The sequence below is a fragment of the Pseudoflavonifractor capillosus genome, assembly GCF_016899775.1.
GTDB lineage: Bacteria > Bacillota > Clostridia > Oscillospirales > Oscillospiraceae > Lawsonibacter.
In genome coordinates, this window is the sequence record NZ_JACJJE010000010.1 from 59,173 (window position 1) to 82,630 (window position 23,458).

Here is a 23,458-nt window from a genome sequence, read left to right on the forward strand (position 1 = left end):
GCTTCAATTTCCCCTCCCACAGGCAGAAATCCGCTGGAATCAAATGATTCCAGCGGATTATTTTTGTTTTCCGCGGTCTTTTCCTGTTTGTTGTCCCATTGACCCGGATTGTAACCGGACGGAAACTTGGAGGGCCGGATGGGCTGGGTTCCAGTCCCTCCGCCGTCCCCGGATGCTTTAAATTCCGTTCTCTTACAAACGGCAGAGCTTCAGGCGCGCCAAGAATGAGCGACGCGGGAACCGAAAATAGCGCTTGCGCTGAGTCCGGGACCATCCTTCCGCTCCATCAATTTCTCATAAAATAAACAGGGGGGCGCGCATCGCTGCACCCCTCCCCTCAGGCTGCCCTGCAAGTTCCTCAGTTTTTCTCCGGGCTCTTCTGGATTTTCCAGTCCGGTCCCGCTGATTCGACTGGCCGTCCGCACTTTTCACTCAGCCAGGCCCGCAGCTCCTCTATTCCACCGCCCTGGAGCGTACTTTTATCCAGCATCACTACCTCACCCTTCTGGGTGACATAGTAGAGATTTTCCTCTGTCTCCACCAAACGGCCGCAATCGTGATACGGGTAAACCTTCTCCTCACGGCGATTGACGCTTCGTATGCCTTCAGCCTCCAAAGTGTAATTTGTGGAAAAGACCCGCTTGTCCATCTGCCTTTGTGCAGTCCGGGCCGCAATCTGGAAATAGAAAATCCCGGCGGCCAAGAAGGCCAGCGCCAACAACCCGAACATCACCGCCACCCACAGCTTCCCGGTCATCTGGACACAGAAGATCCCCACTGCAATATCGATCACGCTGATGGCCACATTGAACCGCTGCTTTTTCCGCAGGCACTTGGGGGCCAAGATTCCATCCACCACTCGATGCATCTCCAGCAGGTGAGGATAGTCCAGGTCCGTATGAATCTGAAAAGGAGCTGTTTTCATTCTTTGTATCCCTCCAGTCTCAATCAATCGCTCCAGACGGAGCGATCAGCCCGCCGTCTGGCACAGGCTATATGATAGGGGCTCCCGCCGGTTCTGTCAAGGCGCTCCCCCTCCGCGGCGGGCGGCTCCCTATTCATTCCAGGCTTTCTCCAGAAAATATCTTTACAAATAGCCGCAAATACCATACAATAAAAATGTGAGAGGAGGGCAGACCTCATGTCTGAAAAGCCAAACAATCAGGTGCCCAATTATGTCAAAGTTCAAAATTATATCTTGGAAAAATGCCGCAGCGGAGAATATGCCGTGGGGAGCCGCATCCCCTCTGAGACTGAACTGGCCCGGATGTTCTCTGTCTCCCGGATCACTGCCAACAAGGCGGTCTCAGAGCTGGCTCTGATGGGCGTCCTCAAGCGTATCCGGGGCAAGGGCAGCTTTGTAATTTCTACCGAGCCAGTCCGTACTTCTCAGGCATTCTCCGCCGCAGTGATTACTAAAGTTTCCGAGGGGAAGAAACACGAACTATCCCAATTCCGTGTGCTCACGTCCTGTCCGGAACTGGCCCAGAAGCTGGGGCTTCCCGCCGGGGAGAGTTTTTATGAGGTGGTGCGAAAAAACATCAACGCCCGGAGTTCTATCTCTTGGGACTATACCTACATTCCCTGCTCCGTGGCCCCCGATTTGTCCCTCTCCTTTGAACAGATTCGAGACTGTTATATCCATGACTACCTGCGGCTTCTTCCCAATGTCCACCCCAAGTTTATGAAGGTATTCATCAATACACGTCCGCTTCCTATTTTGGAGCCGGCTTTGGAGCACTTCGAGGACCCGGATAACGTGTCCATCTGGTCCTCTTTTGTGTATGATGCCAACATGAAAATCCTGGCCGCTACCTTCACGCTATACTCCCTCTCCGACGAAGAAGTTCCTCTCTTTCTCTTCTCCGTATAGTCCTGGTATAAGTAAAAAACGGCTGCCGTATCCAATACGGCAGCCATTTTTATGCCCAGGTCTGCCGTCAGGGGTTCGTCCAGTCCTCAATCATAATCTTCAGGATTTCCTGGTCGGTCTCCCGCATTCCCTCACGGCCCAGACGGCCCACATTGGCGATGGTGTTTTCTACTCCCTTCTTCACGATGCCGTCGCCGCTGCGGAACTGCTGGTTATAGCAATACATCTCATAGCCCATGATGCCTGCGTCCACGCCGACGGCAATCTTCCCGGCGCAGGAGGCCTTGGCTCCGTCACAGATGACCCCGGACACCACCGCCAAGGCGTTTACCAGGGTGTGGGAGATGGCCTTCAGATCTCCGCCTTTCAGATAGGCCACGCCACAGCCGGCGGCGGCTCCGGCGCTGATGGCGCCGCAGAAGGCGGAGAGACGGCCTATTCCGGTTTTCTGGTGGATTCCGATTAGGTTGGCCAGTGTCAGGGCCCGGTAGAGCTGCTCCTGGCTGGCACCCAGTTCCTTGGCGTATACCACCAAAGGCATGGTAACCGTAATTCCCTGATTGCCGCTTCCGGCGTTGATGACCACCGGAAGCTCACAGCCGTTCATTCGGGCGTCGGAACCGGCGGCCGCGTAGGCCTTGGCCCGGTTTTTCACCGTATCCGGCCCGCTGTGCAGCAGGATGGAACCCACATTGGCCCCATAGTCTCCGCGCAGCCCCTCCTCCGCGATAGCGGTATTGTACTGGATCTGCCGGTCCAACACCTCCCGAACGTCATCAATCTCAACCGAATTGGCAAAGTCATAGATTGTCTTGACGCTCAAGAAGGAGCGGTCAGTGAGGCCTTTCTCGCTCTCATCCTCCACGGGCTCGTCTTTCAGCTTCTCGCCATTCTTCTCAATGGTAACTACGTTGGTATGGTAGTTCGCGATGCGGGTCTTGGCATAGGAGTCCCCCTTCCGCAGGGTGACGATGATGTCGAAAACCAAATTGGTGTCCGCCAGACGAACTTCCGTTTTAACCTGCTCCAGCATCCGGCGGATCTCGTTCTTCTGCTCCTCCGTCACCTGGGAAATCACCTGGAGCTGCTTATCCGGGTCGCCGGCCACCACGCCGGCCATAGTAGCCGCCGGAATCCCCCGCAGGCCGCCGGTGTTGGGCACTACCACACTTTTGACATTTTTGATAATGTTGCCGCTGGCCTCCACCAGCACATGATCGGGGAGCTCCCCCAGATACCGGCGGGCGATGGCCGCGCAGTAGGCGATTGCAATGGGTTCTGTACATCCCATTGCGGGCAGCAGCTCCTCTTTGAGGATGGCGACGCAGTCCTGATATGCCTGATCGTTTCGATTCATAACGAAGTCCCCCTTGATATGTTTTATTAGTTCCTCCGCCTATAATTTGTCAATATCAATATATCAAATTCAGAGTGAATGTCAATACTTTTTAAAAAATTTATGAAAAACAGGCCGTCGTCCTTTGGTTTTCATAGTCAGAATGCTGCAAACGCCGGCAATCAGCTGGCAGACTCTTGAGCCGGATCGGAAGGGCGAGCCCTTGGCAGCGCCATCAGAACCATGCGTTGATTTCCAGAAGCCGGCTTCCGCAGGGTGGCATTCCCACTTCGGCCATGGTACAATCAGTCTCATACAACCTCGGTTCCGGTCCGAAGACCGGAGTATCATAAAGCTGGGAGGAGAATGCGCAATGAAGGTAGCTGTTCTGGGCCTGGGCAAGGTAGGCCACAACATGGCCGCGCTGCTGGCGGCACGGGGATTTGAGGTGACCGGATTCACCCGGGATCCGGAGAAAGCGGAGGCGGTCAATCGCTTTGGAATCACCGTATCCGGCGCTCTGGAGGGCAACTTCAAGGTCCAAGCCACCACTGACCTGTCCCAGGCAGTGGACGGAGCCAAATTTCTCTTCGTAACCACCACCTCCAAAGGTCATCGCCCTATGGCAGAGCTGCTGCGGGGCAAGCTCCAGGAAGGACAGCTGGTGGTGATTTTCACCGGCAACTGGGGCGCCTATGAGTTCTACTGCGTCCTGGGGGACGAGGCCCGGACAAAAAGGGTGGTACTGGGGGAAACCAGCGGAAACCTGGCCGGCTCCCCGTCCCTCACATATCCGGCCACTACCTATATGAAGCCCATCAAAAAGCACATCAGCTTCGCCACTATACCAGGCTCCGCCGCCTGTCAGGCGGCGCGGGAGCTGCGAGACGCCTTTCCGGAGTTCTGCCCGGTGGACAGCATTGTGGATACCTCTCTGAACAACACAAATCCCCCAGTCCACGTGCCCATCAGCCTGTTCAATATCACCCGCATGGCCAACCGGGAGGAGGCCTCTTTCTACGGTGAGTGCCTGCCTCCCATGCTTCAGGACCTGGTGATGGCCGCAGATCAGGAGCGCTGCCAGGTCATCCGCGCCCTGGGGGGGACCCCGAAAAGTGTACTGGAGTTGATGAACAGCGCCTGGGATGCCCAGTGCGCCAGTCTTAAGGAACTGGGACAGAGCAACCCCAGCCTCCAGTCCGTCCAGCTGCCCAAGACCCCCTATCACCGTTTTTTGACAGAGGACGTCCCCTACGGCTATCTGGCTGTCAGCCGCCTGGGAAAGCGGTACGGAGTGGCCACCCCCCGCATTGATTTTATGGTGGCCGCATACCAATTCTTACTGGGAGAGCAGGCTGATATGACCGGGCCGGAGTTCCCGGTGGACCTGACGGAAATTCTGAGAGAAAAGGACTGAAATTCCGCCGTCCCCTAGGAATGTCCCGAAAAAATGAAGATTTTTCTGCTTCCCGCGGCCGGTGCTTGGCACAGCCTACCAAGACATTTTCTGACAGCGCCTAATAAATGTATTGATATTCTTTACGTTCTCCAAGAAAATATATTGACTTTTTTTGAAGTTAATAGTAGAATGTTGGCAGAATCGTTTTAATCGCAAAGACAAGCACCCACAATTTTGTGCAAAATATGCAGAGTCGTGCTGCCCGCCGGGAGAGCTTAGATTCTGAGGGTGTGTGGAAGAAAGGGGACGATCTGAATGACCAAAGCGGAGCGTATCCGCGCCGCACTGAAGGGAGAGCGCCCGGACCGGGTGCCCTACGCCCTTTGGTCCCACTTCCCGGGGATTGATATGGACCCTGAGAAGCTGGCTGAGGAGAGCTGGAAGTTCTATAAGAAGCTGGATATTGATCTGATCAAGACCATGAATAACGGGATGTACCCCATCGAGGATCTGGGCTGTGAGGTGGATTACTCTGAGATCGCGAAGGGGGGCGTGGCCAAGCTGGTGAGCACACCGGTTCACACCGTGGACGACTGGGACAAGATCCCCGTATGCGACCCCGGCAAGGGGGCCCTGAGCCGGGAGCTGCACTCTCTGGAGCTGCTGCTGGAGATCCGCGACAAGGCCGGAGATGACGTGCCCGTCATCTTCACATGCTTCAGTCCGCTGACCATCGCCGACAAGGTGTCGGGCAAGCACTGGCAGGAGCATTTGGATCAGGCCGGTGGCGAGGAGAAGATCAAATCTGCCCTGGAACGTATCACTGAAACCACCTGTGCTCTGGTGCGCCGGGCCACTCAGCTGGGGGCCGACGGCATCTTCTTTGCCTCTCAGATCAGCAACTACGATGTGACCACCGCCCAGAGATATCAGGCCCTGGGTGTCCCCTACGACAGACGGGTGATCGAAGCGTCTTCCGGCTGGTTCAACGTACTCCACGCCCACGGCAGCGATATCATGTTCGACTTGCTGAAGGATTATCCCGTCCAGGTATTCAACTGGCATGTGGGAGAGAGCCTGCCTGACATGGATGAGTGTGCTCTTCTCACCGGCAAGTGCCTGATGGGGGGATTGCAGCGCACCGATATCACCAACCGGAATCATAACGCAGTGCGCAACCAGATCTTCCGCGCCCTGAAGTCCACCGGAGGAAAGGGACTGATCCTGACCCCCGGATGCGTGATCCGCTATCCTCTGGATGAGGAGATGCTGGAGTCAGTTCGGAAGACAAAGGAAGAGGTGGAAGATCAAATGTTTTGTCGTTAGTCCCCAGTCGTTTCATTCCCGGTAAAGGAGGAGAGTTTTTTGGACAAGAAAAAAATCAGTATCATCAGCAGTGTCGTGGTGCTTGCCATCGCCGTTTTGTTCCTCGTGTACTCTCTGCAGTACCCCTTTGAGGGCATTATCGGCCCAGGCCCCGGTGTCATGCCGTTCTGCCTGTCGCTCATCCTGCTGATCCTCTCAGCAGCCCACCTGATCACCTCGATTCGGGGCAAGGACTCTGTCAGCAGCATGCCCGACAAGAAGGGCCTGCTGAATATCCTGCTGGTCCTTTTGTACATGGCGCTGTATGTGGTGCTGCTGAAGCCTCTGGGCTCCGTGCTGGCAGGCACTGTGTTCCTGTTCCTGCTGTACCGCAGCAGCTACCGCTGGTATACCGCTCTGGGGATTTCTGTTGTGGTTTCCGTTGTGATTTTTGTGATTTTCCGCGTGCTGCTGGAAGTCAACCTTCCTGTGAACGCGCTTGGGTTCTGAGTGGGAGGTGACGGAATATGTTGGAATCCTTAATGAGTCTTCTGGGCGGCTTTCAGACTGCTCTGACCCCCCTGAATCTGCTGTTCTGTTTGGGCGGCGTGTGCATGGGAATGTTCGTGGGCGTACTGCCCGGCCTGGGCCCTGTAGCCGGTACGGCACTGCTGATTCCCATGACCTATGACCTGGAACCGGTAACCGCCATTATCATGCTGGCCGGCATCTTCTACGGCGCTATGTACGGCGGCACCATTACATCGGTTCTGATCAACACCCCCGGAGAGGGCGCTTCCGTTATTACCTGTATCGACGGTTATCAGATGGCCCGGCAGGGCCGGGCCGGCCAGGCGCTGGGTGTGGCTGCCATAGGCTCCTTTGTGGGCGGCATCGTGGCCATCGTCTGTCTGACCTTCCTTGGCCCAGCCATCGCTGATATTGCCCTTGGCTTTGGTCCTCCTGAGTTCTTCAGCCTGATGCTCTTCGGACTGCTGCTGGTGGTGGGCCTGATGGGCAAGTCGGTCGTCAAGGGACTCATCGCCGCTGTGCTGGGCGTGCTGCTCTCTGAGATCGGCATTGACAGCGGATCCGGCCTGGACCGGTTCCTGTTCGGCCAGATTGAGCTGCTGGACGGCATCGATTTCGTCGTTCTGGCTATGGGTCTGTTCGGCATTTCCGAGATTCTTCTGAACATGGAAGACGTCTCCGGTGTTCAGGTCCCCGCTAAGGTGGATAAGATGATCCCGCCCCGCGAGGAGTGGAAGCCCACGCTGGCCGCTATCGGCCGCGGCACCGGCATCGGCATGGTCCTGGGCCTGATTCCCGGCTCCAGCGCCTCCATCGCCTCTCTCATCTCCTATTCTGTAGAGAAAAAGGTAGCCAAGGATCCCAGCCGGTTCGGACACGGCGCCATCGAAGGAGTGGCCGGTCCCGAGACCGCCAACAACGCCTACTCCGGCGCGGCCCTGATCCCCCTGTTTACCCTGGGCATCCCCAGCTCCCCCACCGTGGCTATTCTGCTGGGCGCCTTTACTATGCACGGCTTGACCCCCGGCCCCCTGCTGTATCAGAACGATCCGGAGTTTATCTGGGGCGTCACCGCCAGTATGTTTATCGGCAACGTACTGCTGCTGATTATGAATCTGCCTCTGGCCAACCTGTGGGCCAAGGTAGCTCTGATCCCCTACAAACTGCTCTACCCCATGATCCTGATCATCTGCATGGTGGGCATCTACTCTGTGGGCCGCAGTCTGTTTGACGTGGGTCTATTGATCTTCTTCGGCATCGTAGGCTATCTGATGAAAAAGCTGGAGTTCCCCGCTGCTGCACTGATCCTGGCCTTTATCCTGGGTGAGAACCTGGAGTACACCATGATCCAGACGGTGGCCATGTCCGATTCCGGACTGCTGCTTCTGTTCCAGCGCCCTGTCTCCGGCGTCATTACCGTCCTGTGCATCATCGCCCTGGTCGTCAGCCTGTATACCGCAATCAAGCAGAAGCGGGATCAGCTGGGGGACGAGTAAACTGTCAAACCGCCTGGGCAGACCGAAAGGGGCCAGGCAAGAAATAACCGGCTTTAAGTTAAATGAAAATGGAGGGAAACACCTATGAACAAGAAAGTGATCTCCGCTCTGCTGGTCACCGCCATCTCCGCCTCCTTGCTGTCCGGCTGCGGCGGCGCCACCGGAGGCAGCGGAAGCGCCGCCAACGCCGATACCAGCTCCTATCCTGAGCGGGCCATCGAAGCGATCATCGCCTTTGATCCCGGCGGAGGCAGCGACATCGCCGCCCGCAGCATTCTGAGCTACACCGAGAAATATCTGGGCGGCACCTTTGCCATCGAGAACCGGCCTGGCGCAGGCGGCATCGTGGGCTGGACCGCGATTGCCACCGGCGAGCCTGACGGCTATACTCTGGGCATGATCAACCTGCCTTCCATCGTTTTCAATCCCATCACGATGGGAGATCAGGTGAACTATTCCATGGACGATTTCGCCCCCATTGCTAATTTTGTCAGCGATCCGGGCACGATGGCCGTTGTGCCCGACAGCGACATCCAGAGCTTCCAAGACATGATCGACGCCGCCAAGGCCAATCCGAACGGCCTGCGAGTCGCCTACAGCGGCCCGGGCACCAGCGAAGCCTTGACCCTGCGCCGCATGGAGCAGACCTATGGTATCGAGCTCCGTGAGGTCCCCTTTGACGGCACCGGCCCCATGCTGACTGCGCTGCTGGGCGGTACGGTGGATGTGATGTGTGCCAACGTATCCGAAATTGTAGGTCAGTATAACGGCGGCGCTGTGAATCTGCTGGCCGTGGGCTCTGAGGAGCGCATTGACATGGTTCCCGATGTGCCGACCTACATTGAGTGCGGCTTTGAGCAGACCCAGGTCGCGATGCGCGGCATGGCGGCTCCCGCCGGCACCCCTGACGAGATCATTCAGATCCTGGCCGACGCCATGGAGCAGGCCGTGAATGACCCCGACTTCCAGGAGGATGCCGCCCGCCAGAATCTGCCTCTGGACTTTATGGGCCCCGAGGAGTATCAGGCTGAGATCGAGCGTCAGCAGCAGTTCTACCAGGAGCAGTATGAGATCAATCCCTGGTAATCCGATTCCATCTGTTTTGAAATTGACGAATTTATCTGTTGCCTTCTGACCATCCAAATATCCCGAAAACCTCTCTGATGGGACCGCGCCGGGGCCGCTGTACAGCCCTAAGCGCGGTCCCATCAGAGCATTTTTACGGGCTGTACGCTGTTGAAATGGTCCTGGCCGGCGGTGTGGGCGGTCCTCCTTTCAGAATTATGCACCTGACCGCCTCTCTCCCAGGGCAGCCTGTGAAGCGGAACTTCTCCCACACTGCCCAATGTTTCATACGATCCTCTCCTTCTGTACCGGATGTGCCGGCCCTTATGCGGTCCGGCGCATCCGGCATATTTTGCGGCTGATCTCCCCGCCGCAAAATATGGTTACTCAAACTGGCTGTAATAAAGGGCGGCATAGGCCCCCCGCTTGGCCAGCAGGGTCTTGTGGTCCCCCTGCTCGATGATGTTGCCCTGTTCCATAAACAGAATGGTGTCCGCGTCCCGGATGGTGGACAGGCGGTGGGCAATGACGAAACTGGTGCGGCCCCGCATGAGCTGCTTCATGGCCTTGCCGATCTCCACCTCGGTGCGGGTGTCCACGCTGGAGGTGGCCTCGTCCAGAATGAGGATGGGCGGGTCACACAGGAACACCCGGGCGATGGTGAGCAGCTGCCGCTGGCCCGCGGACAGATTGCCGGCCTCGTTGTCCAGCACCGTATCATATCCGTGGGGCATGGTGCGGATGAAGTAGTCCACCTTGGCGGCCTTGGCCGCGGCCACGATCTCCTCCCGGGTGGCGTCGGGGCGGCCGTAGGCGATGTTCTCCGCCACCGTCCCCCCGAACAGCCAGGTGTCCTGGAGGACCATGCCGAAGTTCTTCCGCAGGCCGGAGCGGGTCATATCGGCGGTGGGTACCCCGTCCACGGTGATCCGGCCGCCGTTCACCTCGTAAAAGCTCATGAGCAGGTTGATGAGGGTGGTCTTGCCCGCGCCGGTGGAGCCCACCACGGCGATCTTCTGCCCCGGCTTTGCGGTAAAGCTGATGTCCTTCATCAACAGGCGGTCCGGGGTATAGCCGAAGCTGACGTGCTCAAAGGCGATGGTGCCCCGGGCCCGCTCCACTGCGGCGGGATATTCCGGGTCGGGGCGCTCCTCCTCCTCGTCCAGCAGCTGGAAGGTGCGCTCGGCGGAGGCCAGGGCGGCCTGGAGGGAGTTGATCATGTAGGAGGCCTCGGTGAGGGGCTCCGCCGTCTGGTTCACATACTGGAAGAAAGCCTGGACCACGCCCACCGACATGGCGCCGTCCAGCATGGCCTTGCCGGCGACGACGGCGATGACCACCTGGGCCAGGCGGGTGAGCAGACGAATCAGGGGGTTGACGCAGTTGGTCAGAAAATCGGCCCTCTGGTTGGCGGCCCGGTTGGCCTTGGCGGCCTGGGACACCCGCTGGATGGACTCCGCCTCGTGGTTATAGGCCTTGATCACATCCCGGCCGTTGTAATACTCCTCCACCACGCCGGCGAGGACGGCAATGGTCTCCTGCCGGTCGGCGGCGCACTTCAGATTCTTTCGCGCCACCACGTTGGTGACCGCCATGCTGACGGCCATGAACACCAGGAACAGCAGGGTCAGGGGCACGCTGTAATAGAACATGACGATGAGGGAGCCGATGATGGTGCCGATGGCCACGATGAGCTTCAGAAGGCCGGTCTGGAGCACCTCCGCGATCTTGTCCAGGTCGTTGGTCACCTGGCTTAAAATCTCGCCGGCCTTGTTCTGGTCGAAGAACCGCAGGGGCAGCCGGTTGAGTTTTCGGGAGATCTGGCTGCGCAACTCCAGCACCAGGCTCTCCGCCACGTTGGCCATCAGATAGGACTGGAGGTAGTAGAAGAGCCAGGTGAACAGATACTGCACCGTGAGCTGGACAAGCTCCCGGCCCATGGTCCCGGTGACCGAGAAGGGGGTCCCGGCCTGCCAGGCGGCCTGGACGCTCTGCCACAGGTGGTCGATGACAATGGCGCTGTACATGGGGTTCCAGATGGACAGAGCCACATAGATGACGATGGACAGGGCCACCACAGTCAGCCGGACCCGCTGGCCGTGGAGATGGCCGCACAGCCGGACCACGGTGCTTTTGGTATTCTGGGGCACCTCGTGCTCGATGCCGGCAAATTTCTTTTTGGGGCTCATGCCTCCTGCACCTCCTTCGTCTGGGATTCATAGATCTCTTGGTAGACCTTACAGGTCTTCATCAGCTCCTCGTGGGTGCCGATGCCCGCCATGCGCCCCTCGTGGAGGACGATGATCTGGTGGGCGTGGCGGATGGAGCTGACCCGCTGGGCGATGATAAGCACCGCCGCATCCTTTGTCTCGGCCGCCAGGGCGTGCCGCAGGGCGGCGTCCGTCTTGAAATCCAGGGCGGAGAAGCTGTCGTCAAAGATGTACAGCTCCGGCTTCTTCACCAGGGCCCGGGCGATGGACAGCCGCTGTTTCTGACCGCCGGAGAAGTTGGCGCCCCCCTGGGCTACAAAGGCGTTGAGGCCGTCGGGCAGGGAGCGGATGAAGTCCCCCGCCTGGGCCACGTCGGCGGCGTGCATCAGCTCCTCCACTGTGGCGTCGGGGCGGCTATACCGCAGGTTGCCGGCGATGGTGCCGGAGAACAGCCGGGCCTTCTGCTGGACATAGGCCAGGTGGTCCCGGAGGAATTTCTGGGGCATGTTCCGGATGTCCGTGCCATTGAGCTCCACCGCGCCGCCGGTCACGTCGTGGAAGCGGAGGATCAGAGAGGCCACGGTGGACTTGCCGCTGCCAGTGCCGCCGATGATGGCGGTGGTCTCGCCCCGGCGGCAGACGAAGTTCAGGTGGCCCAGGGTGTCCTCCTCCGCGTCCTTGAAGCGGAAGGACACGTCCCGGAAGGCCAGCACCTCCGGATTAGAGGAGTCCTCCTCCGGGTCCCGGTCCACCAGGTCCACGATCTCCGGGGTGTGGTCCAGCACCAGGCGGACACGCTCACAGCACTCCAGGGCCCGGGGCAGGGTGAGAATGACCATCTGGGCCATCATCAGGAAGAACAGCACCATCATGGCGTACTCGATGAGAGCGGTAATGTCGCCGATCTGAAGATTGCCGCTGCTGATGTGTGCGCCGCTGAGCCAGTAGACCACCACCACGAAGAGGTTGATGCAGAAGAAGGAGAGGCCGTCCAGGTTGGCAAACAGCCGGTTGGCCTTGATGGAGGTGGCCGCGTAGTTGGAAAAGGCGGTGATCATCCGGCCCTCCTCCCGGATCTCGTTGTTGAAGGCCCGGACCACCCGCACGCCGGTGATGTTCTCCAGCAGGACGGTGCTCATCCGGTCCAGCAGTTTCTGGAGCTTCCGGAACAGGGGGGATGCGCTGCCCATGATGCGCCAGGCCAGCAGCAGGACGGCGGCCACCACGATCAGCAGGATCACGCCCATCTGGGCGTCCAGGCCAAAGGTGAGGGCCAGGGCCAGCACGCAGATCACCGGTACGGGAATGACCATCTGAATGGTGCTGGTGAGGGCGAACTGGATGGTGGTGATGTCCGAGATGGTGCGGGTGGTGATGGAGGCGGTGCCGAACTGCCGGAAGTCGTAGACGGACAGCTTCAGGGACTTGGCGTAGATGGCCTCCCGCATGTCCTTGCCCACTTGGGCGGCCAGGGTGGCGCTGGCGTAGCCCCCCAGGATGGCGCACACGCCCGCCAGAACGGACACTGCCGCCATGTGTATGCCAGTGCGGACGATGGCGTCGAAGGAGGCCCCGGAGGTGCCGTCGTTGAGCATCTCCGCCACCAGGGTGGGGATAAACAGGGCCCCGGCCACGTCCACGATCAGCAGGACGACGGTGATCAAGCACAGCTTCCAGTGGGGCTTCAGGAAGCGCAGAATCAAGTTCATAGCTGTTCCACTCCTTTATGCTGGTACAAATGCAGTTTAGAATATAAAAAGAGCGCGCCCGGTCTCCAGGGAAACCGAGCGCACTCGACATCTTCTCTGACCCGTGTGATTGCGATCACAGGCCCTCCGATGAGCAGAAATTTAATTGTTTGGACGGTTCAGCGACTGGCGCAGGGCGGAGCTGAACTGGCGGGTCAGGCGGATCAGATCGGCCTGTTCCTCCCTGGTCAGGGTCTGCCAGGCCTGCTCCTCCATGCGCCGGGTCCGGGCGATGGTGCTCTCCACAAAGCGCCGCCCCTCCTGGGTGAGAAGGGCCCGCTTGCTCCGCTGGTCGTGCTCCAAGGGGGAAAGTTGGATCAGACCCTTGCGGATGAGCTGCTTGAAGGCGGAGTTCAGGGTCTGCCGGCTGAGACTCAGCTGTTCGCTGATCTCCCGCTGTGTCTCCACCCCCTCGTGGATCAGAATGAGGGCCCAGTACTCCGTCCCGGACAGGCCGCAGGACTTGGCCAGCATCCCATAGACCGCGTCAAACTCCATGGACACGTCCCGGAAGGATTCCAGCCGGGTGTCCGGCTCCCCGCTTGTCTGCATGGCCACTCGCCCCTCTTTTGTATGATTTCAGATTATACGATTCAAGAACATCTGAAATCATACTATTCTTCGAGGGCCTTGTCAAGTCCTTTTTGAACTTTTTCATCCGGCCCCCACTCTGTACCGCCGCCCAGAGAGGGCAGAATGGTTCGATCGGTGTCATAGGAGGGCAGGCAGGGAAAGCGGAGGGCAATCCGGAACCGGTCTCCCTCCCGCTCCACGTCGCAGCGTCCGCCCATATTCTGCATCATGGCGGAGATGTTGTGCAGGCCGATTCTGGTGCTCTCCACCTGGTCCCCTGGGTCGCGTGTCCGGTTCTCCAGCACAAATCCCGCCCACGCGCGGCCGTACTGGGTGCGGGCGGAGATGGAGAAGGCCGGATCGGCATATTTCAGCAGGTTGGAGACCAGATTGTCGAAGATCCGCGCGACATAGCCGTCACTGACCTGGACCGTCCGGGTTTTCCAGTCCAGGTCCAGGGAGACGGAAAAGCCCTGCTGCTGGAGAAAGGCGGCAGTCTCGGAAAACACGTCGAAAAAGGCCGCCTGGAAGGAGGTGGGCGGGTCCAGCGGCGCCTGGGTCTCGCTGGTGACCAGGGCGTACTCAAACAGGTGGTCGCTGAGCTGCTTCATCCGCCGGGCCTTCTGGTCGATCTTGTCCACATACTCCTCCAGCTGGGGGGCGCAGTCCCGGCACTTGTGCCGGAGGATCTCGGTAAAAATAAAAATGGAGGTCAGGGGGGTGCGCAGGTCGTGGGACATCTCGGTGACCATCCGCTGGTTGGCCTGGGTGAGCCTCCGCTCGCTCTCCGCCTGCTCCCGGACGGACTGGCGCATGGCCTCCAGGCTCTCGGCCAGCTCGGCCAGCTCGTCCCGCCCCCGGACAGTGATGGGATACTCCAGATTGCCACCCTCCAGAATCCGAATCTCTCCGCTGAGAGCACGGATGTACCGGATGGTCCGCCGGATGCCCGCCATCACAACGGTCAAAAACAGCAGGAAGGCGGCCAGCAGGGCCCCCACGGTCAGATAGTTGTAAAACTGGTAGTAATAGTAGCCGTGGAGGACCACCTCCGCCTCCCCGTCCGCAAAGTCCACGTAGTAGATCTGCTCCCAGGCGTAATACAGCTCCTCGGTCTCCTGGTCGGAGAAGTCCACGCTGGGGTAGTTGGAGTCATATACCAGGGCCCCATCCCGGTACACCTGGATGGCCACCAGCCCCTGCTTCCGCACCCATGCGGTGAGGGAGTCGGCGCTCCGGACGGACAGGCCGTGCTCGGTCACATAGGTCTGCAAACTCTGGATGCGGCGGCCGTCCTCCCGCTCCAGATAATTGGACTGGGCTAAATATTCGTCGATCAGCTGGACACCGCCCCAGCCCAGCAGGCAGAAGCACGCCAGCGCGGCGGCAAAGGCCGCCGCCATCAGCCGCCCCAGCTCGGCGTAGATGGAGGTCCGCCTCCGCTTATTCCAAAACCGGATCAAAGCGATACCCCTTTCCCCAGACCGTGACGATCCGCTTTGGCTTCTGCGGGTCCTCCTCCACCTTCAGGCGGAGCTTTCGGATGTGTACCATCACGGTACTGCTGCAGTTGTAGAAAAACGGTTCCTCCCAGACGCTCTCGTACAGGTTCTGGGCCGAGAAAATTTTCTTGGGATACTGCATCAGCAGCAATAGAATCTGATACTCCAGGTTGGACAGCTCCACCGGCTTCCCGTTTACCGAAACCTCGTTAAAGTCCCGGTTGATGCGGATGCCGGAGGACTCCAGCACCCGGTTTTTGATCTGCTTCCGGTCGTCCGCCTTGCCCCTGTAGACCTGATACCGGCGCAGCAGGGCCTTGACCCGCCCCAGCAGCTCGGAGTAGGAGAAGGGCTTGGCCAGGTAGTCGTCCCCGCCGGCCATGAGCCCGATGAGCTTGTCCGACTCCTGGGTCTTGGCGGTGAGAAAAAGCACCGGAACATAGGAGAACTTGCGGATCTCCTCACAGGTCTTCAGTCCGGACATCCCCGGCATCATCACGTCCAGGATGATCAGGTCGGTGTCCTCGGACACCAGCTTCAGCCCGGAAGCCCCGTCCGGCGCCTCGGCGACCGCGTAGTCCTCCCCCTCCAGCAAGATCCGGACGCCCTCCCGGATATCCGCGTCGTCTTCAATGATCAAGATATTTGCCGCGCTCATGGTTTGGATCGGCCTCCTGTTCCGCCCCTCCTCCCGCACAGGCGGGGCGCATATTTCCTGTCGTTCGGGCTCCTGCCGGTCTTGCCCGCAGCTTTGGGGGTTGAGATACGCCGTGGGGCCGCGGGGACGGTCCTCCCGGCCCCGCGGCCCTGTATGAAAAACAGAGCTGCCGTTCTCAGCAGTCTGTGAGCATCCACTGACCGTTCTGCCGGGTCAAGGTGAAGGCTTCGCCCTCCGTCTCCGCCAGAACCGCCGATCCATCGCCGGAGAAGGAGGCGTTTCGTGCAGTCGTCCCGCTGCTGGGTGAGGCCGCGCTCTTGGAGGAGCCGGAACTCTTGCTGGAAGAACTGCCGCTGCCAGAATTAGAGCTGTTTCGGCTGGAGCTGCTGTTGGAACCAGAATTGTTCCGGTTAGCGCTGCTGCTGGAACTGGAATCATTCCGGCTGGAACTATTGTTGGAATTGGAGTTGTTTCGGTTGGAATGGCTGCTGGAATTGGAGTTGTTCCGGTTGGAGTTGTTCTTGCTCTGGGACTGGGTGGTGTTGTTCTTGGAGGAGGAGTTCTTATTGCTGCTCCCCGTACAGGACGCCAGGGACAGAGCCATGACGCCGGCCAGACAGACGGCCAAACCTCGAGTGAGATATTCTTTCCGCAGTAACATAAAGAAACATTCCTTTCTGATCTTAGATTTTTTCCAAAGGCCTTTCCGCCTTTGTTGAGGTCATTCTCCCGCGGAAAGCTGAATGGTTCCTAAAGCCGTTTCTAAACAAATCTGAAATTTTCGGCCCGCTCCAGACAAAAAACGCTCGGTTCTCAGGGAACCGAGCGCACTCGACATCTTTCTCCACCTCCGCGGCTGCGGCCGCGGGTCCTCCGATGACTGCTCTATGAAACTGTCGCTCCGGCCGCAAACAATACCACGGAACCGGCCAACACGCATTATAACGAATTCGCTCGGTTTGTCAATGGGGAAACTTTTCCTTTTTAGATGAAAAAAATCAGTATTATAGCCCATGATATCCAAATAGGTCTGCGTGAATGCCGCAGGAAAACGCCGGCTATATATGGTTTCATAACCATGTGTACCGTCCTATGAACCGCAGCTGAACTGTACTTTTCTCTGCCTTTACCTGCGGCACACAGGGGGCTTGTATAGCAGAAAAGCGGAGCCCGCCTCCCACAGGGGAGACGGGCTCCTTTTCGCTTGTTGTCTAACAGCAGACGGATCTGCGCGCGTCAGCGCCAGTTCTCGGTTCCGTTGGACTTGGTGTAATCGTGGGCGTTGGTGGCCTCCATGATCTGGAAGTAGCCCCAGTGGGCCCGGGTCAGGTCGCTGAACTGGACCAGGTCGGCCTGATGGTCGATCACGTAGTCACGGTCGGCCACGCGGCCCAGCATGTTGTTGACGATGGTGGTCACCTGGGCGCGGGTAATCTGGTCGTTGGGACCGAAGCTGCCGTCGGTGTAGCCGCCGATCCAGCCGTAGCTGGCCGCCTGGGCCACGTAGGTGTAGAACCAGTCGCTGCGGGACACGTCGCCGAAGTAGCACACGGCGTTGTCAGGCTCGTAGGCGAAGGCCAGGGCGATGACGCAGAACTCGGCCCGGGTGATGGGGTCGTTGGGCCGGAAGGTGCCGTCGGGATCGCCGGAGACCATGCCCAGAGAGGCCAGGGTATTCACCGCGGTGGCGTACCACGCGTCGGCGGGCACGTCGGAGAAGGTCTTGGTAATGGTCACGTCCTTGTTCAGCAGCAGGGCGTAGAACATCTGGGCCACCTCGGCGCGGGTCATGGAGTTATCGGGGCCGAAGGTTCCGCCGGGATAGCCGGAGAGGTAGGCCATGTGGTCGGTGGTGTTCAGCCAGCGGGTCACGCCGGTGACGCTGGGGTCGGCCAGGACCACGGTGGGGGTGACGGAGAAGGCCGCCTCGTTGCCGGAGGTGCGGATGACGCCCTCGGCGCCGGTGGAGGTGGCGGTGTAGCCGTCGGCGGTCTCGATGATGACCTCATAGCGGGTGCCCTCGGGCAGGTTGCGGATGACGATCTTGTCGCCGCCGGTCAGGGTGATCTCGTCGCCGCTGCCGATGGTGCCGGTGTAGTCGCCGTTGTAGTAGAAGTTGTTCTCCAGCTCGTCTCCGTCCTCGTCGGTGAAGATGACGGTGAAGATGAAGTCCTCATTGCCGCCGTTGCCGCCCAGGGAGATGGTCAGGTTGCCGGTGGGGTCGCTGTCGCTGCCGCCGCCGGAGCCGCCGCCGGGATTGGGATCGGGATCGGGGGTAGGTTCTGCCGCGGTCTCCCACACCAGGACGAAGGGGGAGAAACCGCCGGAGCCCACGGTGAAGGAAATGCCGTTGGAGTTATTAGTCACGGCAATCGTTTCAATTTTACTATTGGCGATATCATCGGGGTCAAAGCCGGTAGTGCCGCCGCCAGAGGTATCCCGGTGCAGGTCCTCGAAGTGCAGCAGCTTGAAGTCGGTGCTCTGGTCCGTGCCTTCGGGGTAGCCCCAGTAGATGGTCACACCATTGCTGGCCTTGATCCAGGCGTTGCCGTTGTGGGCGTCCACCAGGTCCAGATACTTGATCTGGTATTCGCGGTTTTCGTTTGCTCCGCCGAGTTTCGTATCCGCTGCCTCTTGCAGTTTGCTGATCCGCTCATCACCCTTGCCATCGGAAGAAATGATGTTGTCGAACAGCAGGGACGGTGTGGCATCCTCAGGCAGCTGCACGCCGGTGTTGTTCAGGGTGTAGGTAGTGCCCTCGGGAACAACCGCCACTGCGGAATCGGTGGCCACGTTGCCAGTATAGGACACGCTGCCGTCTTCGGCGGCCGGCACTTCCTGAATACCGCTGGTGGCGTCATCGGCCTCCACCGCGCGGACAGTGAGGGTGCCGGTGCCAACCAAGAGCCGATAGGTCTTGCCGTCTTCCGTTTGAGCAATCACGTCGTCCAGATTGTTCTCACCAGGGTAGAGCTCGATGGTCAGTTGGCCGTAGACCTCGCCCATAGTGGCCGGATCAAACGCATCCTCTGTCACTGTGTGCTTCGCACCATCTTCGTCCGTGTAGCTGTAAGTGACACGGACCTTGTCCTGACCCGCTCCTTCAGAGAAGTGGTAGTAGCCGTTCCCATCAGAGATGACGGTCCAGGACTTACCACCGTTGGTGAAGGTGAGTCCCGTAGGATCGACACCAGCAGGCGCGTTGATATGGAACATGGGATGCGGCAGCGAATTGCTGGAGATGGTACCTGTATCGCCCACCACCGCGTCATAGCCGCCGTCGCCGCCCTCGTAGACTGTGATATCGGCGGGTTTAATTTCGATAGGCTCGCTTTCAAAGATTGTGGCCGTGACCGTATTGGCTTGCAGCGTGGCGGTTTTATCGGCGCTCAGGTCGTAATCGGCCAGCTTGTAATCAAGAAACTGGAGGGCATGGACGTAAGCGGTCGGATCATCCACACCGCCTTCGAAATATGTGCGCCATGCTTCGCCAGTGGCATCGTTTTTCCCAAGCAAACGCTCCACTACCCATAGGCGGAAGCGGGTATTCGCCCAACCCTCTGGACCGCCCGGACCGGCCATATTCCGCAGATTCATTTTCGCCGTCATGTTGGCTGATGTGCTCACTTGAGGCGCAACACCAGTGGATTCAAATACGTCTTCCTTCAGCTTAAAGTCCAGACCGGTCAGCGTCATAACGTCGGAAACAATTGTATAGTCTTTCCCCGTGAATTCCGCTTGGATGTGGATTTCCAGACTATTTTCACTCGATAGAAGCTGGTCAGGGTCAAAGGTAACTGTCCAGTTTGTGCCATCGCCTGTCCAGGCAGAGCTACCAGTTTTTGTGCCAATAGTCTTCGGAACGACCAGTTTTGACTCCATCCGAAGTGTGACGGTACCGTCTGAGTTTCGATTCGCAAATTCCAGGTTGGGGTCAACATTTACGAGAATTTCAAAGGTCGCAAACTTCTCGCCCATGAACGGAACATTACTCTTGAGCAGCAAATCGTCATTGACAGCAGTGGAAACGGTGTAAGAAATGAGGTTGTCATTTTTGGTCAGCGTGTCCGTTGACTGGGCAATCAGAAGATCCCCATTATCACCGCGGGTAAATACATCCAAGGGGACGCTCTGCTCCGCCGGAGCCAATTGTTCGTCAGTCCATTTGGGAACTGCAGTCCAAGCGCCTGTGAATTTAATCTGGGTGTCGTTCCCTGCGAGGGTACTGCTGGCGGTCGCCGTAGCTCCCGTTTCATATTCGCTACCGTCTTCTGCCGTCCAGCCATCGAAGTAATAGTACGATGTATCAGGGTTGTTCCAAGTATAACCGAAGAACCCCTGCCAAACTGTTTTCCCCTCTATATTCAGTCCATCGGCAACAGCAAAGTTCTGATTTTCCACCTTGGTACTGGTCAGAGCAGCTACTTTATTCTTTATATAATCATAGCTGCCAGAGCTCTCGTTTCCTTGTATCCCTTCTTCCGTAATTGGGAAGATGGAATTAACATCGCTCGGGATACCGAAATCATATGTGACGGTATAAGTTTTATCGTCACTGGAACCGCTACCCCAATCGCTCGGTGCGGTGGTAGTCCAACCGTAGCAGACATCATACCAGCTGTCTCCGTCGATGGTATAAGGGTCAATTGTAATCTCTGCAACATCGAATGTGTAATTTTCTTTGTTTGTTGCCTTAAAGATGCTGTCCGCGTCCATGAGGGTCTGACTATTCGTATAATTGGTCAGAACGATCTGCTGCAGGTACCATGTATTTTTGGTACCATCTACAACATAAGGGATTTGATAAGTATCTCCGCTCATGTCGGTAGAAGAGACCCACAAATTTATGGTACTAGCATTCGTGTTCCCTATTACGACACTATTTCCCGGATTCAATCTATCGAGAGCCGTAGCATCGAGGGCATCATCTGAAATTTCTCCATCCTTGATCATATAATGAGCTGAATAAATATCAGCTCCTGCAGGTGGTGCAGCCAATGCGTTCGGCACAAACGTGCCAACTAAAGCGAACGCCAGAAGGCTGCAGCAAATCCGTTGCCCTAGTCGTTTTAGATTCATAAGAATACCTCTTTCAAATATAAGTGGGGCTGTGCGACCGGCATTGGCTGTACAGCCCCACTTGACACAGATATGCCTGATTTGGTTTAGTTGGCTGCCGTGAAGGGATACGTAACAACGGATGTATTAAAATCTGTTGCCGTACCAGCTGCGCGTACCCAGCAGTCCTGTGTAAAGCCTTTACGTGTAAAATCACGGACCGTCGTGCTATTGCTCACGTTATCAAACACGCCAATATCTGTGCCACCAGCTTCGGCCCCTTCACCGCTGCCGCCAACGACCACCATGGTCGCCCAGCAGTATTCGGTGTAAGCGCCGCGGACATTCTTGCCAACCACACCACCGGCATGGCCCTTTAAGAATTCAGGCAGCGCAGTGGGAGAGGTTGTGGAATAGCAGTACTCCACTTTACTATTGTTCAGTCCGACAATTCCGCCGCCGTTGGCAACGCCGGTGATGGTGGTATCACGGCTGGAGCAGTAACGCACATCCGCATTGCGGATAAAGCCTGCCACGCCACCGGCGCTGCGGCCAGACGCGCTGCTATCGCGCACCTGGACGTTCTGGACCAGGGCGCGGCCGCCGCCGGCGCCATCCACCATGCCGGCAAGCACCCCGGCATAGGTGCCGGAATACTGCGCCGTGACATTCTGGAGCGTCAGGTTGGCGACGGTCTGGCCCGGGCCGATCTTTGCGAACATACCGCTGCAGGTATCGCCGGACGATGTACTGACCGCGCGGAATTTGGCGTTGGAGATGGTCTTGCCATTGCCATTAAAGCTGCCGGCAAAAGTCAAGGAATCATAAGTCGCGTTTTCACAATCGATGTCAGTGCCAAGAATAATCAACTGGCCGGCATCTGCCTGATCCGCATACTCGACAAAAATTTCCCAGTCGTCCGAACCCGTAATAGTTGCAGTGTTGCCGTTGATCAGGTCAGTGTAAAACTCACCGTTGCCCGTCGTTCCGCCAGTGATATTGCCATACAAGGTGGTGTTCCCGGTCACGGTGGCGTCATCTGCCAGAGCGTTGTTGAATCCTGCGTCAGTATACCAGGCAATGCTCTCACCATCGGATAGCTCGACATAAGGTGTTTCCAGATCCGCTCCGGCGGGGAGCTGCCAGGTGATCGTCTGGCCGTCCACGACATAGTTTACGGTGTAGACGGTTGTGCCGGGAGCCAGCAAAAGCAGTGTGGACTCCGCGGCGTCCCGATTGACCGCCATGGTCTGCGCCGCGCTGCCCGCGCCAAGAGCTCCTTCGGGAATGGTGATGATCTGTCCCGCAAGATAGTTTGCCAGCATACCGACCGTCAGGCCCTCGGCTTCCGTAAAGCCTCCGCTCCAGACGCTTCCGTCCGTGGATGTGAGATTCAACGCAAACATGTCGTCGTTGATGTCTACATCCTCCAACTCGATGTCAAATTTGAGGGTAGCCGCGCTGTCCGTCGCGGACTCCACATACAGGTCTCCTGTCGTGTGTCCGGTGGGGGTAAACGCCGCGCCCGTGGCAAGGGTTACCTCTACGTCGAAATCGGTCACATCGCTGTCGTTTGACACAGTTACCGCTAGATTGCCGCTGCTGTCCGTTTCCCAGGTTTGGGTCCCATAGGAAACGGACACACCGGCAATGCTGGACTCAGCATCCCCCTCCGCCGCCAGTGCTGTCACCGGGGTCAGAGACAGGACCATAGCCAATGCCATCGCGGACGCCAAAAGTTTCTGCTTCATACTTGTTCTCCTCCTTCACAAATTTAGTCCGCACAGGTTCCGGGCCGCGGGCCCTCTGTCCGCCGTTCTCCCCTCCTTTTCGGCTGTATGCAAAATAGGTGTTTCGGGAATTCTGGCGCGTCTTGAGGCAGGCGGATGCGCTTCCGCCCCTTTGATCAATCCCATCTTAACCCAATCGGAACCGAGGAAAATGTCGAAAGGGCGCGAAAAGCCGGGCCGTGGGAAATGTTTTTTTCACGCGGCCTGATTTTCGTGCCCAAAACAGGGAGAATCCCTTGAAATATTGGATATGCCGTGCTACAATGCACTTAAGTATATGTCAAGATTTGGTGTTCTTGCAAAAATCTATGAGTCTAAACACCTATTTTGTCTCATAGGATCAATCGCATTTTTCTTAAAATTCCCGCGTGCTCCGCCCCGGTGGAGATGAGGTAGATCCGGGTGGTTTCGATGGAGCTGTGGCCCAGTACGTCGGCCAGCTTCACCACATCCCGGCACACCCGGTAAAATGTGCGTGCAAACAGGTGGCGCAGGTTATGGGGGAACACCTTGCTGGGGGCCACCCCGGCCGTTTTGCACAGCCGTTTCATCTCCGCCCAGATTTGCCGTCTGGACAAGCTCTTTCCGCTTCTGGTGAGAAAAATCTCACCGGAGGCGGTTTTTTGCGCCCTGGCATACTTTTTCAGCTTCCGGCACAGTTTCCCCGGCAGCAAAATGGTGCGCAGCTTGCCCTTCAGGGAGATCTCCGCCCGCCCCGCCTGGGCGGCCTCCACGGTGATATACTTCACCTCGCTCACCCGGATGCCGGTGGCGCAGATGGTCTCCAGCAGCAACGCCAGCCGTTCCCGGCCCAGACCGTGGGCGGCGTCCAGCAGCCGCTGGTACTCCTCCCGGGTCAGCTCCCGCCGGTCGTCCCGGAACAGCTTCCGCTGGATTTTCAGGGCCTTCACCTT

Annotated in this window: 17 protein-coding genes; 6 read left to right on the top strand and 11 right to left on the bottom strand. The window is 58.2% G+C overall.

Annotated features, from left to right (window positions below; translation table 11 throughout):
• Positions 1 to 358: 358 nt before the first annotated feature.
• Positions 359 to 925 (bottom strand): YcxB family protein, encoded by a 567-nt coding sequence (locus H6B31_RS04880; protein ID WP_204897473.1) that lies wholly within the window; start codon positions 923 to 925, stop codon positions 359 to 361.
• Positions 926 to 1,141: 216 nt separating this feature from the next.
• Between H6B31_RS04880 and H6B31_RS04885 the strand changes: the two genes are divergently transcribed.
• Positions 1,142 to 1,873: a GntR family transcriptional regulator gene (locus tag H6B31_RS04885; protein ID WP_204897474.1), complete on the top strand. Its 732-nt coding sequence runs from the start codon at positions 1,142 to 1,144 to the stop codon at positions 1,871 to 1,873.
• 67 nt (positions 1,874 to 1,940) lie between these two features.
• On the opposite strand, the gene H6B31_RS04890 is transcribed toward H6B31_RS04885, so the two are convergent.
• The gene (locus tag H6B31_RS04890; protein ID WP_204897475.1) at positions 1,941 to 3,230 is read right to left on the bottom strand and encodes an L-cysteine desulfidase family protein; all 1,290 of its coding nucleotides are present in this window, start codon (positions 3,228 to 3,230) and stop codon (positions 1,941 to 1,943) included.
• A gap of 352 nt (positions 3,231 to 3,582) precedes the next feature.
• Here H6B31_RS04890 and H6B31_RS04895 point away from each other — a divergent pair, with 352 nt between their 5' ends.
• From H6B31_RS04895 to H6B31_RS04915, 5 genes are all read left to right on the top strand, one after another.
• Positions 3,583 to 4,626 carry an NAD/NADP-dependent octopine/nopaline dehydrogenase family protein gene (locus H6B31_RS04895; protein ID WP_204897476.1) on the top strand — a complete coding sequence of 348 codons (1,044 nt, stop codon included), beginning with the start codon at positions 3,583 to 3,585 and terminating at the stop codon, positions 4,624 to 4,626.
• Between the two features lie 297 nt (positions 4,627 to 4,923).
• Entirely contained in the window at positions 4,924 to 5,934 is a 1,011-nt protein-coding gene (locus H6B31_RS04900) for a uroporphyrinogen decarboxylase family protein (protein ID WP_204897477.1), read from the top strand.
• A 39-nt stretch (positions 5,935 to 5,973) separates the two neighbouring features.
• Positions 5,974 to 6,423: a tripartite tricarboxylate transporter TctB family protein gene (locus H6B31_RS04905; RefSeq protein ID WP_204897478.1), complete on the top strand. Its 450-nt coding sequence runs from the start codon at positions 5,974 to 5,976 to the stop codon at positions 6,421 to 6,423.
• A 17-nt stretch (positions 6,424 to 6,440) separates the two neighbouring features.
• Positions 6,441 to 7,940, top strand: coding sequence for a tripartite tricarboxylate transporter permease (locus H6B31_RS04910; protein WP_243418846.1), 1,500 nt, complete (start codon positions 6,441 to 6,443; stop codon positions 7,938 to 7,940).
• An 84-nt stretch (positions 7,941 to 8,024) separates the two neighbouring features.
• Positions 8,025 to 9,026 carry a tripartite tricarboxylate transporter substrate binding protein gene (locus H6B31_RS04915; protein WP_204897479.1) on the top strand — a complete coding sequence of 334 codons (1,002 nt, stop codon included), beginning with the start codon at positions 8,025 to 8,027 and terminating at the stop codon, positions 9,024 to 9,026.
• Between the two features lie 362 nt (positions 9,027 to 9,388).
• Here H6B31_RS04915 and H6B31_RS04920 read toward each other — a convergent pair whose 3' ends face one another.
• The 9 genes from H6B31_RS04920 to H6B31_RS04960 all read right to left on the bottom strand — a co-directional run.
• The gene (locus H6B31_RS04920; protein WP_204897480.1) at positions 9,389 to 11,194 is read right to left on the bottom strand and encodes an ABC transporter ATP-binding protein; all 1,806 of its coding nucleotides are present in this window, start codon (positions 11,192 to 11,194) and stop codon (positions 9,389 to 9,391) included.
• Positions 11,191 to 12,924, bottom strand: coding sequence for an ABC transporter ATP-binding protein (locus H6B31_RS04925; RefSeq protein WP_204897481.1), 1,734 nt, complete (start codon positions 12,922 to 12,924; stop codon positions 11,191 to 11,193). Before H6B31_RS04925 ends, H6B31_RS04920 begins: the two co-directional genes overlap by 4 nt.
• A gap of 141 nt (positions 12,925 to 13,065) precedes the next feature.
• Positions 13,066 to 13,515: a MarR family winged helix-turn-helix transcriptional regulator gene (locus H6B31_RS04930; protein ID WP_243418852.1), complete on the bottom strand. Its 450-nt coding sequence runs from the start codon at positions 13,513 to 13,515 to the stop codon at positions 13,066 to 13,068.
• Positions 13,516 to 13,577: 62 nt separating this feature from the next.
• Positions 13,578 to 14,999 carry a HAMP domain-containing sensor histidine kinase gene (locus tag H6B31_RS04935; protein WP_204897483.1) on the bottom strand — a complete coding sequence of 474 codons (1,422 nt, stop codon included), beginning with the start codon at positions 14,997 to 14,999 and terminating at the stop codon, positions 13,578 to 13,580.
• Positions 14,980 to 15,696 carry a response regulator transcription factor gene (locus tag H6B31_RS04940; RefSeq protein ID WP_204897484.1) on the bottom strand — a complete coding sequence of 239 codons (717 nt, stop codon included), beginning with the start codon at positions 15,694 to 15,696 and terminating at the stop codon, positions 14,980 to 14,982. Before H6B31_RS04940 ends, H6B31_RS04935 begins: the two co-directional genes overlap by 20 nt.
• Positions 15,697 to 15,871: 175 nt before the next feature.
• Positions 15,872 to 16,357: a hypothetical protein gene (locus H6B31_RS04945; RefSeq protein WP_204897485.1), complete on the bottom strand. Its 486-nt coding sequence runs from the start codon at positions 16,355 to 16,357 to the stop codon at positions 15,872 to 15,874.
• A gap of 575 nt (positions 16,358 to 16,932) precedes the next feature.
• Positions 16,933 to 19,155, bottom strand: a complete 2,223-nt coding sequence (locus H6B31_RS17670; RefSeq protein ID WP_204897486.1) for an S-layer homology domain-containing protein — start codon at positions 19,153 to 19,155, stop codon at positions 16,933 to 16,935.
• Positions 19,156 to 20,861: 1,706 nt separating this feature from the next.
• The gene (locus tag H6B31_RS04955; RefSeq protein WP_204897487.1) at positions 20,862 to 22,505 is read right to left on the bottom strand and encodes a hypothetical protein; all 1,644 of its coding nucleotides are present in this window, start codon (positions 22,503 to 22,505) and stop codon (positions 20,862 to 20,864) included.
• A 371-nt stretch (positions 22,506 to 22,876) separates the two neighbouring features.
• Positions 22,877 to 23,458: tyrosine-type recombinase/integrase (locus tag H6B31_RS04960; protein WP_204897488.1), on the bottom strand; the 582-nt coding region annotated here is incomplete at its 5' end.